The following is a 12,694-nucleotide window of genomic DNA, read 5'->3' as shown; positions in this document are numbered from 1 at the left end:
CACGATCGACTTTGGAGCTCACTCGATGCAAGTTTGGCTGAACGACCTGCAACACCTGCTCGCGCACGGCGACGCCGTCGTGCTCGTGACGGTCGCGCGTGTCGAAGGCTCCGCGCCGCGCGAGCCGGGCACGAAGATGATCGTCACGCGCGAAGAAGCGCGCTACACGATCGGCGGCGGCCATCTGGAATGGAAGGCCATCGAAACCGCACGGCAAGTGCTGAAGGACGGCATGCGCAGCCCGCGCATGAGAAGGCTCGAGCGTTTCGCGCTCGGGCCGAGCCTCGGCCAGTGCTGCGGCGGCGCGGTCGTGCTGGCGTTCGAGCGGCTCGACGTATCGGACCTGAACTGGGTGACGACGCTGCTCAAACGCACTGCGCAGGGTGTGTCGACCGTGCGCAGCGTCTCGTTCGCGCCGATGCCCGATGCCGTGATGCTCTCCGATCCCGAACCGGGCGCGACGGATGCCGACTGTCTGCTCTGGGACGGCGCCGGTTTCGACGAGAGCGGCGCGCTGCTCACCGAAACCATCGCGCCGCGCGACTTCCAGGTCGTGCTGTTCGGCGCGGGCCACGTGGGCGCCGCGCTCGTGCGCGTGCTCGCGACGCTGCCCTGCCACGTGATCTGGGTCGACGCGCGCGACGCGGCATTTCCCGCGCCGCAGTTCGTGCCGGACAACGTGACGATCGAGCCGAACGACGCACCCGACGAAGCCGTCGACAATGCGCCGCCCAACACGTACTTCATCGTGATGACGCACAACCACACGATGGATCTCGCGCTGGCCGAACGCATTCTCGTGCGCGGCGATTTCGCGTTCTTCGGCATGATCGGCTCGCACACGAAGCGCAAGCAGTTCGAGCACCGGCTCGCGGCGCGCGGCATCGACCCCGCGCGCATCGGGCGGATGGTGTGCCCGATCGGCATCGACGGCATCGTCGACAAGGCGCCCGAAGTGATCGCCGTTGCAGCGGCAGCCCAACTGCTGCAGGCGGTCGAAGCCAACGCTTCGAGCCACGCGTCGTCGCAACAGACTGCCTGACCCACAGGCGGAAACCGTAGCCCCAACACAACAAAGCCATGAATCCCACACTCGCCGACAAGATTGCGCACGCGCCGAAAGCCGAGCTGCATATCCATATCGAAGGGTCGCTCGAGCCGGAGCTGATCTTCGCGCTCGCGAAACGCAACAACGTGAAGCTCGCGTACGACTCCATCGAGGCGTTGCGCGCCGCTTACGCATTCTCCGATCTGCAGTCCTTCCTCGACATCTACTACGCCGGCGCGAGCGTGCTGCTGACCGAGCAGGACTTCTACGACATGACGATGGCCTACGTCGAGCGCGCGCTCGCGGACCACGTCGCGCATGCGGAAATCTTCTTCGATCCGCAGACGCATACCGAGCGCGGCGTATCGATCGAAACGGTCGTCGCGGGCCTCGACGCTGCCTTGCTCGAAGGCGAGAAGCGCGGCTTGTCGAGCAGGCTGATCCTGTGTTTCCTGCGGCATCTCTCCGAAGAAGACGCGCTCGCGACCTTCGACGCCGCGCTGCCCCTCTTCGACAAGTACAAGCATCGCCTGATCGGCGTCGGGCTGGATTCGTCGGAGCGCGGTCATCCGCCGTCGAAGTTCGAGCGCGTGTTCGCGAAGGCGCGTGAACGCGGTCTCAAGCTCGTCGCGCATGCGGGCGAGGAAGGACCGCCATCGTATGTGTACGAAGCGCTCGATCTGCTGCAAGTGGATCGCGTCGATCACGGCGTGCGCAGCATCGAGGACGCGGCGCTCGTCGCGCGTCTCGCGGATGCGCGCATCGCATTGACCGTGTGCCCGCTGTCGAACATCAAGCTCTGCGTGTTCGACGACATGACGAAGCACACGTTGAAGGACCTGCTCGATCAGGGCGTCGCGGTGATGATCAACTCCGACGATCCCGCGTACTTCGGCGGCTACGTCAACGCGAACTACTTCGCGATCGTCGATGCGCTGAAGCTCACGGATCACGAGGTCTACACGCTGTTGAAGAACAGTCTCGAAGCCTCGTTCGTCACCGAAGAAGAGCGCGCCGCGATGATCGCGCGCCTGGATAAGCACTGGAAGCAGTAAACAAGAAAGATGGAAACAACGGCCACTCCTCAAACCGACCACACCGCCCTCGAACGCTTCTTCGGCATTCGCGCCGCGGGTTCCCGCACCAAGACCGAAATCGTCGCGGGCATCACGACCTTCCTCACGGCGATGTACATCATCGTCGTCAACCCGGGCATCCTGTCGCAAGCGGGCGTGCCCTTTCCGGCGGCGCTCACGGCGACCGTCATCGTCAGCTTTCTCGGCAGCTGCGCGATGGGCCTCTACGCGCGCAATCCGGTGCTGGTCGCGCCCGGCATGGGCATGAACGCGCTGTTCGCGTTCGTCATGGTTCACGGCGGCAAGATGCCGTGGCAGACGGCGCTCGGCTGCGTGTTCTGGTCCGGCGTGATCTTCGCGGTGCTCGCGGCGTTCAACGCGCGCAAGCTCGTCGTCGATGCGATTCCCGCGAATCTGCGGCACGCGGTGTCGTGCGGCATCGGTCTGTTCATCAGCCTGATCGGGCTCGTGAATGCGAAGTTCGTCGTCGGCGATCCGGTCACGATCGTGCATTCGGCGTCGCTGAATCCGGTCGTCATCACGTTCCTCGTCGGGCTCGCCGTCACGACCGTGCTCGTGGCGCGCAAGGTCACGGGCGCGCTGATGCTCGGCATCGTGTTCACGACGATCATCGCGATTCCGATCGGCCGCTTCTATGGCGACGGCACCGCGTACTGGCCCGCCGCCATCGCGACGAAGACGCTCGTCAACTGGAACGGGCTGTTCGCCGCGCCGGACTTTTCCGCGGTCGGCCAGCTCGACCTGATGGGCTCGCTCAAGGTCATCTACTGGCCGTTCATCTTCGTGATGCTGTTCACGTCGTTCTTCGACGCGCTCTCCACCTTCATGGCGATTTCCGAAGCCGGCAAGCTCTACGACCGTGACGGCAATCCGCGCAACATCCGTCAGTCGATGATGGTCGATTCGTTCTCGGCGCTCGTGTCCGCGCCGCTCGGCACGAGCCCGGCGAACGCATACATCGAATCGGCGGCGGGCATTTCGGCGGGCGGGCGCACGGGTCTCGTCGCGGTCGTCGCGGGCTTGTGCTTCCTGCCGTTCCTGTTCCTTTCGCCGCTCCTGTCGCTCGTTCCGGCGATCGCGACCGCGCCCGCGCTCGTGCTCGTCGGCGTGTTCATGATGGAAGCGATCACGCAGATCGAATGGCATCGCTTCGACGAAGCCATTCCCGCGTTCCTCGCGATGATCCTGATCCCGCTGACCTACTCCATCACCGATGGCGTCGCGTACGGCTTTCTCGCGTTCGTCGTGCTGAAGTCGGCGACCGGGCGCGCGAAGGAAATCAAGCCGGCGATGTGGATCATCGCGGCCTTTTCGTTAGTGCTGCTTTCGCAGTTGTAAATACATATATTCGGAGACGTTGCATCATGACTCAGACCGCCTACCGCGCCCAGTTGCTGACCTTTCGCGAAGACCCCGCGCATGCCGCCGATGGCGCGGTGTACGAGGCCGATGGCCTCCTGATCGTCGAGGACGGCAAGGTGGTCGCGGCAGGCGCGTATGCGTCGATCCGCGACCGGCTCGCCGCCGACGCGACCGTGCATTCGATGCGCGACAAGCTGATCGTGCCGGGTTTCATCGACTCGCACATCCACTATCCGCAGACGGACATGATCGCGTCACCCGCGCCGGGCTTGCTGCCGTGGCTGAACACGTACACGTTTCCCACGGAGCGCGGTTTCGAGAATCCGGCGGTCGCGCGCGAGACAGCGAGCTTTTTCATCGACGAACTGCTCGCGTGCGGTACGACGACGGCGCTCGTCTACTGCACGGTGCACAAGCAATCGGCGGACGCGTTCTTCACCGAAAGCGAAGCGCGCAATACGCGCATGATCGCGGGCAAGGTGCTGATGGACCGCAATTGCCCCGAGTTTCTGCGCGACACGGCCCAATCCGGCTACGACGACAGCGCCGAGCTCATCGCGCGCTGGCACGGGCGCGGCCGGCAGCAGTACGCGCTGACGCCGCGTTTCGCGCCGACATCGACGGAAGCGCAACTCGAAGCGTGCGGCGCGCTCGCGCAGAAACATGGCGATGTGTTCATCCAGAGCCACGTCGCCGAAAACACCGACGAGATCAAATGGGTCGAAAGCCTGTTTCCGGGGCATCGCAGCTATCTCGACATCTATGACCATTACGGCCTGCTGCGCCGCCGCGCGGTGTACGGCCACTGCATCTATCTCGACGACCGCGACCGCGAGCGCATGGCGGAAACCGGCGCGGTGGCATCGCATTGCCCGACGTCGAACCTGTTCCTCGGCAGCGGTCTGTTCGACTTCGAGAAGGCCGGCGCGGCGAACATGCCGGTGGCGCTCGCGACGGACGTCGGCGGCGGCACATCGTTTTCCATGCTGCAGACGATGAACGAAGCGCACAAGGTCGCGCGCCTGACGGGCCATCATCTGACCGCGACGCGCATGTTCTGGCTCGCGACGACCGGCGCCGCGCAGGTCCTCGAACTCGACGACAAGATCGGCACGCTCGCGCCCGGCAGCGAAGCGGACTTCGTCGTGCTCGATCCAGCCTCGACGCCGCTGCTCGCGCGCCGCACGTCGCGCACGGAATCGCTGGAAGAGCTGCTGTTCGCGTTCGCGCTGCTCGGCGACGATCGCGCGGTGTTCGAGACCTACGCCGCAGGCAAGCGCGTGCATTCGCGCGACACGCGCAAGACGGCGAAGCTGGAGCTGGCGGCCTGAACTTTCCCGGAAGCTACGAGACGGACGCCCTTCGCTCGAAGGGCGTTTTCGTATGCGGCGACACCCGGCAGGCGACGATTCGCTCGACGGATTGAGCACAAATGTTGCATTCTCGTTAAAGTGCTGGCTGTCACGTTCCTTGCGCCGCCATGAACGCCTTCCGACTCATTCGCTTTGTTCTGCCGATGACGTTCGCGTCGATGGCCGTACTCGCCCACGCCGAGGCGCTGGAGCGGCAGCTCGACTGCAAATCGACGCCGCACGACTTCATCGCGCCGTTGCAGGACAAACATCTGCTCGAAGCGAAGCCGATGCGCGTCGAGAACAACTCGATCAACGCGTTCAGGCCGGTCAAAGGCGCGACGCTGACCGCGTACGGCTTCAAGGTGTACGCGCTGGTGGCGTATCAGAAGGACGATCCGCTCTTCAAACAGGGCAAGGGCGAACCGATCGGAGATGCGGCGTATGGCGCCGTAGTGTGGGGCGGCGACGACGAAGTCGCGCAAAAGGTGCGCGCGGCGGGCAGCGACGCGGCCGTGCACCACGTCGCGCCCTTCATCACGGCGATTTTTTGCAAGCTGTAATCAGCGCAGCAATTCGACGAACGACGAGATCAGCCGGTCCATATCGTTCGCGTCGAGCGCGCCCATCGTCGAGATGCGGAACAGTTCCTTCGACAACCCGCCCTGCCCCGCGTAGATCACGAAGCCCTTGGCCTTGAGCGCATCGTGCAGCTTTTCGTAGGTCATGCCGGCGGGCAGCCGATACGCCCGCAACACCACCGACGATTCCTCAGGCGACAACGCGCTCTCGATACCCAGATTGGCCAGTCCCGCGTGAACCTGCTCCGCGAGCTTGGCATAGCGCTTGTGGCGCGCGCGCCAGCCACCTTCTTCCTCGAACTCGCGCAGCGCTTCGACGAGCGCGTAATACGCGTGCACCGACGGCGTGAACGGCGTGTTGCGCTCGTCCTGCAGCTTCGCCAGCCGCGCGATGCCGAGGTAATACGTGCGATTCGCGGCTTTCGCCAATGCATCCCGCTTCGCGATGACGAACGCCGCGCCCGGCACGCCGTGCAGGCACTTGTTCGCCGTCGCGGCGATTGCGGCGATGCCGCCGCCGTCGAAGTCGATTGCTTCCGCGCCGAAGCTGCTCACCGCGTCGAGCAGGAGACCGATGCCGCGCTCGCCGCATGCGCGTGACAGCTTGTCGATCGTGTTCAGGCGGCCCGTCGTCGTTTCGTGATGGATGATCGCGACATTCGTGAATTTCTTGCTGTCGAGCAGCGCGATGATCGCGTCGATGTCCGGCGCCTGCATCCACTCGTACTTCACGATTTCGTGGCCGATGCCGTACTGCTTCGCGATCTGCACGATGCGATCGCCATACACGCCGTTTTCCACGACGAGCAGACGCCCGCCTTCAGGCACCAGCCCGGCGATCATGCTTTCGACCGCGGCGGTGCCGGAGCCCGTCATCAGCACGGCGCTCCACACGGCGGGATCGAGCTCGTAAGCAGCGACGAGACGCTTGCGCGCCTCATCCTGAAGATCGAAGAACTCCGGCTCGCGATGGCACAAGTCGGTTTGCAGCAGGCTCTTGCGCACGCGTTCGGTCAGCGTGACAGGACCCGGATTGAGCAGCAGCATCATCGGCCTCCTATGTGTTGTTGCAGGCGCGCGCGCACGTCCTCGGGCGTGATTTTCGGGCGCGGCAGATCGGACGGCGTGCCGGTCCTGATCGACAGGCGCGCGAAGCGCACGCCGTCCACGTTGCGTGTTTCGAACAGACGATCGATCACGCCGATGTCGTCGCCGTCGAGCGCGAGCGCGTAGCCGCACGCCGACGCGATCGACGCGAAATCGACTTCGCGCGATACGGTCGCCTGGCCGCCCGTCGACTCGTGCGCGCCGTTGTCGAGCAGCAGGTGAATCAGGTTCGACGGGCCGTAGGCGCCGAGCGTCGCGAAGACGCCCATGCGCATGAGCGCGGCGCCGTCGCCATCGAGCGCGACGACGGTGATATCCGGGCGCGAGAGCGCGAGGCCCAGCGCCATCGGCGTCACGCAACCCATCGAGCCGACGAGATAGAGCTGGTTCTCGCGGTCGTCGATCGCGTATAGCTCGCGGCCGCAAAAGCCCGTCGATGCGAGCACGACCGTCGAATCCTTCGGCGTGTTCGCGATGACTTTCCGAAGCGCATCGTGACGCGTCACGCGCTCGCCTTCGAAGCGCTGCACCGCCGCGGGATGCGCATTCGCGCGCACGCCTGACAAACCGGTCTTCTTCAGCTCATACGGCGCGACGCTGCCCTTCTGCATGACGAGCGCATACGGGCGGCCGGTGCGGTCCATGTATTCCGTCGCGCGATCGAGCGCCGGGCCGATCTGATCGCCTTCCGTCGGGAAAAGCTCCCACGGAATCTCCATCGTCTCGAGCATCTGCGGCGTGACCGGGCCCATCAGCGCGTGCTGCGGCTCATCGTGGACGCCGGGCTGGCCGCGCCACGTGACGATCAGCAATTGCGGCAGACGGAACGTCCATGTCAGCGATGTGAGCGGGCTCACCGCGTTGCCGAGACCGGAGTTCTGCATCATCGCGATGCCGCGTCGTTTCACGCTGCCTTTGCCCGTGCTGCCGAGCGCGACGCCCGCGATCAACGCGACCGCATCGCCTTCGTTCGCCGCCGACACGTAGTGCAGCGATTCATCCTGCAGCACGTAGTTGATGAACGGCGTCAGAAACGAGCACGGCACGCCGGCATACCAGTCGAAGCCCCGCTGGCGCGCGGCCTCGACGAACTGGGCGGCCTCAATCACGCGCGTTCTCCGTGCCTTCCGAACCGATGGGCGTCTGACCGTGCGCGAAATCGCCCGCGCGACGGAAATCGTCGAGATCGTTCACACCGCGCCAGTGGCCGTGCACGTAGTGCACTTCGATCTTCTGACCGGCGGCGATCAGCGCGTTGAGCAGCGCGGCCGTGTCGAGCTGGTCGAAGTCGGCGCGTTGCTGCAGTTGTCCGAGCGTCGCGACAAGACGTTCGCGCGCACCGGCGCGCACCTTGATGAGACCCATCCAGCGGCCTTGCGGCGCGCGGCCATCGGTGAGACTTTGACCCGCACCGACCACGCTTTCGAGCCACACTTTCTGGCCGAAGAGCGCGCGATCGTCGGCGGTCGAGCAATACGCGAAGTCGGTTGCGGCAGCGCCCGCCTGCGGCGCCTGCGAAGAATCGACGACGATGCAGAAGTCGCTGTCCGACTCCACCAGATCGCGCAGGATGTAGCTGCGGAACAGCAGGTCGCCGTAGGAGATGACGGTATCGCCGTTCATGTGCTTCACGGCGCACGCGAGCGACGCGAGCTCGCCCGTCGACTCATGCTTCTCGTTGACGACGACACGAATGCCGCCCGTCTCGATCGCATCGGCGCGATAACCGCCGACGACCGTGATGTCGTTGATGCTTTCCTTCTTGAACGCCTCGACCAGATGGCGCAGAAGCGGCTTGCCCGCGACCGGCAGCATGACTTTCGGGCGCTCTTCCGTCAGCGCTTCGAGGCCCGCGCCACGGCTCGCGGCCAGCACGATCGCGCTGCGCTTTTCATTCGCGGCCGTCAGATAGATGTTTTCGGCCGCCGAATATTCATCCGCGTCCTGCAGACGGAAGATCTCGTTCACCGACGCGATGCGGTCTTCCACATTGACGAGCGTCTCGCTGTCGTGGATTTCCTTCGCGATCGCCTGCATCGCCGAAACGGCGCCGCGGATCAGATGGTTCGCCCAGATCACGCAGCTGATGCCCGCCTGACGGAACGCGTCGGTCGGCGCGCTGTAGTACTTCGTCGGCACGATGACGAGCGGACCGCGCCCGGCCCATTCACGCGCGAACGTGAGAATCTCGTCGGGCTTGGAGAGCTTGCTGTGAATCAGGATCGCGTCCGCGCCCGCCTGGCGATACGCCTCGGCGCGCTTGAGCGCCTCCTCCATGCCCCAGCCCGCGATCAGCGCCTCGACGCGCGCGACGATCGAAAAGTTCGGATCGCTCTGCGAGTCCTTGCCCGCCTTGATCTTGCCGCAGAATTCGTCGATATCGGCGAGGGGCTGCGCCTCGCCGTTGATGAAGCTGTTGGTCTTCGGAAACTGCTTGTCCTCGATGCACACGCCCGCGATGCCGCGCTGCTCCAGCTTCCTCACGAGACGGCGCACGTTGTTGAAGTTGCCGTAGCCGGTGTCGCCGTCGAGCAAAATGGGCAGATCGCTCGCGTCGGCCATGAATTCGAGGTTGTCGACGACCTGCGTCCAGCTCGCCTCGTTGTTGTCGCGCACGCCGAATTGCGCCGAGATCGACAGGCCCGAGCCCCAGATCGCCTTGAAGCCGGCTTCCTTCGCGATGCGCGCCGAAATGCCGTTGTGCGCTTCCATCAGGAATTCGAGGCGATTGCTCTGCAGCATCTCGCGCAGGCGCAGCGTGCGCGAGTAGCCGACGGGAATGTTTCCGGGTGCGTTCATTGTTGGGATGCTCCTGCAAACTGACGCAGCGCGTTCAATTGCGGCAGGACTTCGTCGGCCGCGCGCTTCACATCGTTCTGAAAATCGATTTCGATCCACGGTGCGCCGGTCACATCGGCGATATCGAACACGTGGGACGGGTTCTGCACATTCTCCAGCAACAGGTCACGCACCGCTTCTTCGTGCGGCATCTTCGCGCGGCCGGTCGCGACGTAATCGGCGCAAATCTCGGCAAGACGCGTGGCGGTCTTTTCATCGAAGCGGAAAAAGCCCACCGATTCGCCGATGGTGTCATAGTTCAGCCCCGCCGCGACCTGCTTGCGCAATTCGACCGGCACGCCGTTCTCGACGCACAGCTTCACGGGTTCGTCGCCCGCTTCGAAATCGCGGTCGATCAACAGACGGTTCACGCTGCCGCCCGCGACGAGCGGCTCGACGATGCGCTCGTCATAGAGCACGTCGGCGTCCATCAGCAGGATATCGCCGCCGCGCGTCATCGCATCGCGCGCGGTGTGCACGGACAGCACGCTGCCGAGCGTGAACTCGTCGTTGACGACGATTTCCGTCTTCGGCTTCCAGTCGATGGCTGCGAGCTCCGCTTCGATCTGCTCGCTCTTGAAGCCGGTCACGAAGACGACTTCGTCGACGCCGGCGGCCTTCAGAAAGTGCAGATGACGTTCGAGCAGCGAGGCGTCGCCGAAACGCAGCAGACACTTCGGCTTTTGCTGGCCTTCGGGCTGAACGAGGCGCAAGCCCATCCCGGCCGCAAGAATAATTGCGCGCATGGTTGTGTTCCCTTCGTGGGTGGGTCAGTCGATATCCGGCACGCGCGCGAGACGGCGGCGCTGCCAGCCTTTTTCAACGAAATGCAGATAGACGAGGCCCGGCACGCCGAGCAGCAGTTCGCGCGCGCGCTTCGCGAGCGACAGCGCGAGCGCCGCCTCGGGCGGCAGGCCGACGAGACGCGCGAGCAGCAGATAGCCGCCTTCCTGCACGCCGAGCGAGCCGGGAATGGCGAAGGCCGCGCCACGAATCGCCTGGCCGAGACTTTCGAGCAGCAAAGCTTCGGTCCAGCCGACCGGATGGCCGAGCAGATGCAGCGCGAGCCACACTTCCCCCGTGCCGACGATCCAGCCGATGAGGCTCAGGCCGAAGCTCGACGCGACCTTGCGGCGCTCGCGATAGAGCTCGTGCACGGCGGCATCGACGGCTTCGGCGCGCGTGACGAGCGACGACCAGTCGCGCTTCGCCGAAAACTTCGCGGCGATGCCGGACGCGAAACGCATCGCGCGGCCGAAGAGACCGCGCCGCTGCGCCAGATAGAAGCCGAAGATCATGAGGCCGATCACGCCGATCACCGCGAGCACGGCGATCGTCACGCTCGACGACGAGCCGCCCGCCGCGTAGCCCGTCAGCAGCACGACGCCGATCAGCGCGAAGATGAGCTGCGCGACGGTTTGCATCGTCGTGCTGATGGTGATGACGGCGGCGGCATCGCGCGCGCGCATGCCGCGCTGCGCGAGATAGCGGACCATCAGCATCGGCCCGCCGATCTGGCCGGCGGGCATCAGGCTGTTCACCGATTCGCCGGCCCAGCGCGCGAGCAGCGCGTCGCGCAGGGAGACGTCGCGCTCCTTGCGTGAGAAGAGCACGCTGATCGCGCCGGCATCGACGACGAGCGGCAGGAAGTGAAACGCCGCGACCGCGAGCAGACCCCAGCCCGCGGCGGCCAATGTGGACGCCACCGAACCGAAGCCTTGCCAGCCGAGCAGCGCGATGAACAACACCACGCCGACGGAAAGCAGCAATGTGCCCGCGCGGCTCATGCCGGTCCGTTCTTGCCGCCCTTGCGGCGAAAGACCTGCCTGAACCCGAAATACGCGATCGAGTCCTTCATGTTCGAGATGAAGCGCTGAAACGGCCGCATGTTGGGGTTCGTCACGTACTCGAACGTGAGCGACACGCGCATTTCGTTCTCGCCGAGCGGCGTGACGCGGTGGCGCAGCTTGTCGCCGTCGAACAGCACGAACGCGCCGGGCGGATACTGCACCGAGCCCGGCTGATCCGGAATCTCCGGCGTGCGCGTGTGCAGTTCGTATTCGAGCGCGCAGGAGGAATCGTCGATCACGCCGAGCAGCAGCGTATAGCGGCGGCCTTCGTAATACGAGGTGTCGTAATGCCAGCCGATGTGATCGCCCGGACGCGTGTAGAAGTAAAGCGCGTAGGCGTGCGGATCGTCTTCGGGCGAGAGTTGCAGCTTGTCGCCGGTGATCGTCTCCAGCCACTTGATCAGCGCTTCGGAGCGGTACAGATCGGCGATGAACGGCGCGAGCTTGTCGAGCGTATGGCGGCTCACGCTGCCGCCCGCCTTGTGACCCGGCAGATAGTTGCGGTTCACGGCCGGCATCACGTCGCGCACGGCGGCAATCAGGCGTTCCGTGTAATCGCGCGGGAGGAAATCCTCGATGTACAGAAACGCGCCCTGCTCGCCGTATTCGTCGCGCAGCTTCGGCGCTTGCAGCGCGGCGAGGCGCGCGTTCAGGGTCGCGTCGATGTCGCGCTTCGACGGGCGCGCAACCGACGCATGCGCCGGCTGGGTCAGCGTGTTGTCCGGAGTTGCCGTATCGCTCATTTCACCGCCTGGAAATCGTTGCCGTCTTTTGCGCGCGACGCCTGCACGCGCTGTCTCAGGTGCCGGGTGACGCGCTGATAATCCACCGCCACATACACTGCGAAGAGCGGCGCGCCGATCGACGCGGCGATCAGAAACGGCGTCATGCCGTTCAGGATGGTGACGACCGGCAGCAGATACAGCACGTCTTCGGTTTCGAATCCGGCCATCGACGCCTGCTTCGTGCCGGACTTGCCGACCATCGACTCGATGCGCATGCGCAGGAAAAAAATCAGAGCAACCGACACGCCCGCGATGCCGCCGAGCCATTGCGCGGGCACGATCATCGACGGATGATGCACCGCCACGTAAAAGCCAATGCCGAGGAAGAGCAGCACGGTCACGAGCGCATCGGCCGCGAGGTCATAGAAGTGTCCGATCTTGCTCGACTGCCCGCTGATGCGCGCAAGCTCGCCGTCGGTGTGATCGACGAGATTCGACAGCGCGATGAGGAGCGCGCCGAGCGTGCACATCCAGAACTCACCGAGCGACAGATAGTACGCGCCGGCCACACCGATGGCGAGGCGCAGGGTCGTCAGATGATTCGGCGTTACCGGGGTGCCGACCAGCGGCGTGACGAGGCGGCGAGCGAGCCGCGCATCCCATGTGGTGGGCTTGGGAACGGCTTCAGGACGGGGCGGACACGATTTTGTCATCCCGCGAATATATCGCTAATT

At 64.9% G+C, this 12,694-nt stretch carries 12 protein-coding genes; 5 read left to right on the top strand and 7 right to left on the bottom strand.

Annotated elements, in window-relative coordinates; all coding sequences use genetic code 11:
* Positions 1 to 25 precede the first annotated feature (25 nt).
* The 5 genes from xdhC (at position 26) to AWB78_RS04220 (ending at position 5,422) form a co-directional block, all read left to right on the top strand.
* A complete protein-coding gene (xdhC, locus tag AWB78_RS04240; protein ID WP_062602571.1) occupies positions 26 to 1,042 on the top strand; it encodes a xanthine dehydrogenase accessory protein XdhC in 1,017 nt (338 codons plus the stop codon).
* Positions 1,043 to 1,080: 38 nt separating this feature from the next.
* On the top strand, positions 1,081 to 2,103 hold the full coding sequence (locus tag AWB78_RS04235; protein ID WP_062602569.1) for an adenosine deaminase: 1,023 nt from the start codon (positions 1,081 to 1,083) through the stop codon (positions 2,101 to 2,103).
* A 9-nt stretch (positions 2,104 to 2,112) separates the two neighbouring features.
* On the top strand, positions 2,113 to 3,483 hold the full coding sequence (locus tag AWB78_RS04230) for an NCS2 family permease (RefSeq protein ID WP_062602568.1): 1,371 nt from the start codon (positions 2,113 to 2,115) through the stop codon (positions 3,481 to 3,483).
* Between the two features lie 26 nt (positions 3,484 to 3,509).
* On the top strand, positions 3,510 to 4,838 hold the full coding sequence (guaD, locus tag AWB78_RS04225; RefSeq protein ID WP_062602566.1) for a guanine deaminase: 1,329 nt from the start codon (positions 3,510 to 3,512) through the stop codon (positions 4,836 to 4,838).
* 149 nt (positions 4,839 to 4,987) lie between these two features.
* Positions 4,988 to 5,422: a hypothetical protein gene (locus tag AWB78_RS04220; RefSeq protein WP_062602564.1), complete on the top strand. Its 435-nt coding sequence runs from the start codon at positions 4,988 to 4,990 to the stop codon at positions 5,420 to 5,422.
* On the opposite strand, the gene AWB78_RS04215 is transcribed toward AWB78_RS04220, so the two are convergent.
* Genes AWB78_RS04215 through AWB78_RS04185 form a run of 7 tightly spaced genes read right to left on the bottom strand, consistent with a single transcriptional unit; the run spans position 5,423 to position 12,673 of the window.
* Entirely contained in the window at positions 5,423 to 6,487 is a 1,065-nt protein-coding gene (locus AWB78_RS04215; RefSeq protein ID WP_062602562.1) for a 2-aminoethylphosphonate aminotransferase, read from the bottom strand.
* Positions 6,487 to 7,656 (bottom strand): phosphonopyruvate decarboxylase, encoded by a 1,170-nt coding sequence (gene aepY, locus AWB78_RS04210; protein WP_062602561.1) that lies wholly within the window; start codon positions 7,654 to 7,656, stop codon positions 6,487 to 6,489. The genes AWB78_RS04215 and aepY overlap by 1 nt, the downstream gene beginning before the upstream one ends.
* Entirely contained in the window at positions 7,649 to 9,346 is a 1,698-nt protein-coding gene (gene aepX, locus AWB78_RS04205; RefSeq protein ID WP_062602559.1) for a phosphoenolpyruvate mutase, read from the bottom strand. Before aepX ends, aepY begins: the two co-directional genes overlap by 8 nt.
* Complete coding sequence (locus tag AWB78_RS04200) at positions 9,343 to 10,131, bottom strand: phosphocholine cytidylyltransferase family protein (protein WP_062602557.1); 789 nt, start codon at positions 10,129 to 10,131, stop codon at positions 9,343 to 9,345. The genes aepX and AWB78_RS04200 overlap by 4 nt, the downstream gene beginning before the upstream one ends.
* 24 nt (positions 10,132 to 10,155) lie before the next feature.
* The gene (locus tag AWB78_RS04195) at positions 10,156 to 11,172 is read right to left on the bottom strand and encodes a flippase-like domain-containing protein (protein ID WP_062602555.1); all 1,017 of its coding nucleotides are present in this window, start codon (positions 11,170 to 11,172) and stop codon (positions 10,156 to 10,158) included.
* Entirely contained in the window at positions 11,169 to 11,978 is an 810-nt protein-coding gene (locus AWB78_RS04190; RefSeq protein ID WP_062602553.1) for a HalD/BesD family halogenase, read from the bottom strand. The genes AWB78_RS04195 and AWB78_RS04190 overlap by 4 nt, the downstream gene beginning before the upstream one ends.
* A complete protein-coding gene (locus tag AWB78_RS04185) occupies positions 11,975 to 12,673 on the bottom strand; it encodes a CDP-alcohol phosphatidyltransferase family protein (protein ID WP_062602551.1) in 699 nt (232 codons plus the stop codon). The genes AWB78_RS04190 and AWB78_RS04185 overlap by 4 nt, the downstream gene beginning before the upstream one ends.
* Positions 12,674 to 12,694: the final 21 nt, after the last annotated feature.

This window comes from Caballeronia calidae, from assembly GCF_900044055.2.
GTDB lineage: Bacteria > Pseudomonadota > Gammaproteobacteria > Burkholderiales > Burkholderiaceae > Caballeronia > Caballeronia calidae.
This window is presented reverse-complemented; position numbering and strand designations above follow the sequence as displayed.

Bases quoted from the DNA above. Each gene is read 5' to 3' on its own strand.
- xdhC (WP_062602571.1), top strand. From the start codon at position 26: ATGCAAGTTTGGCTGAACGACCTGCAACACCTGCTCGCGCACGGCGAC.
- AWB78_RS04235 (WP_062602569.1), top strand. From the start codon at position 1,081: ATGAATCCCACACTCGCCGACAAGATTGCGCACGCGCCGAAAGCCGAG.
- guaD (WP_062602566.1), top strand. From the start codon at position 3,510: ATGACTCAGACCGCCTACCGCGCCCAGTTGCTGACCTTTCGCGAAGAC.
- aepX (WP_062602559.1), bottom strand. From the start codon at position 9,346: ATGAACGCACCCGGAAACATTCCCGTCGGCTACTCGCGCACGCTGCGC.
- AWB78_RS04215 (WP_062602562.1), bottom strand. From the start codon at position 6,487: ATGCTGCTGCTCAATCCGGGTCCTGTCACGCTGACCGAACGCGTGCGC.
- AWB78_RS04190 (WP_062602553.1), bottom strand. From the start codon at position 11,978: ATGAGCGATACGGCAACTCCGGACAACACGCTGACCCAGCCGGCGCAT.
- AWB78_RS04230 (WP_062602568.1), top strand. From the start codon at position 2,113: ATGGAAACAACGGCCACTCCTCAAACCGACCACACCGCCCTCGAACGC.
- AWB78_RS04220 (WP_062602564.1), top strand. From the start codon at position 4,988: ATGAACGCCTTCCGACTCATTCGCTTTGTTCTGCCGATGACGTTCGCG.
- AWB78_RS04195 (WP_062602555.1), bottom strand. From the start codon at position 11,172: ATGAGCCGCGCGGGCACATTGCTGCTTTCCGTCGGCGTGGTGTTGTTC.
- AWB78_RS04185 (WP_062602551.1), bottom strand. From the start codon at position 12,673: ATGACAAAATCGTGTCCGCCCCGTCCTGAAGCCGTTCCCAAGCCCACC.
- AWB78_RS04200 (WP_062602557.1), bottom strand. From the start codon at position 10,131: ATGCGCGCAATTATTCTTGCGGCCGGGATGGGCTTGCGCCTCGTTCAG.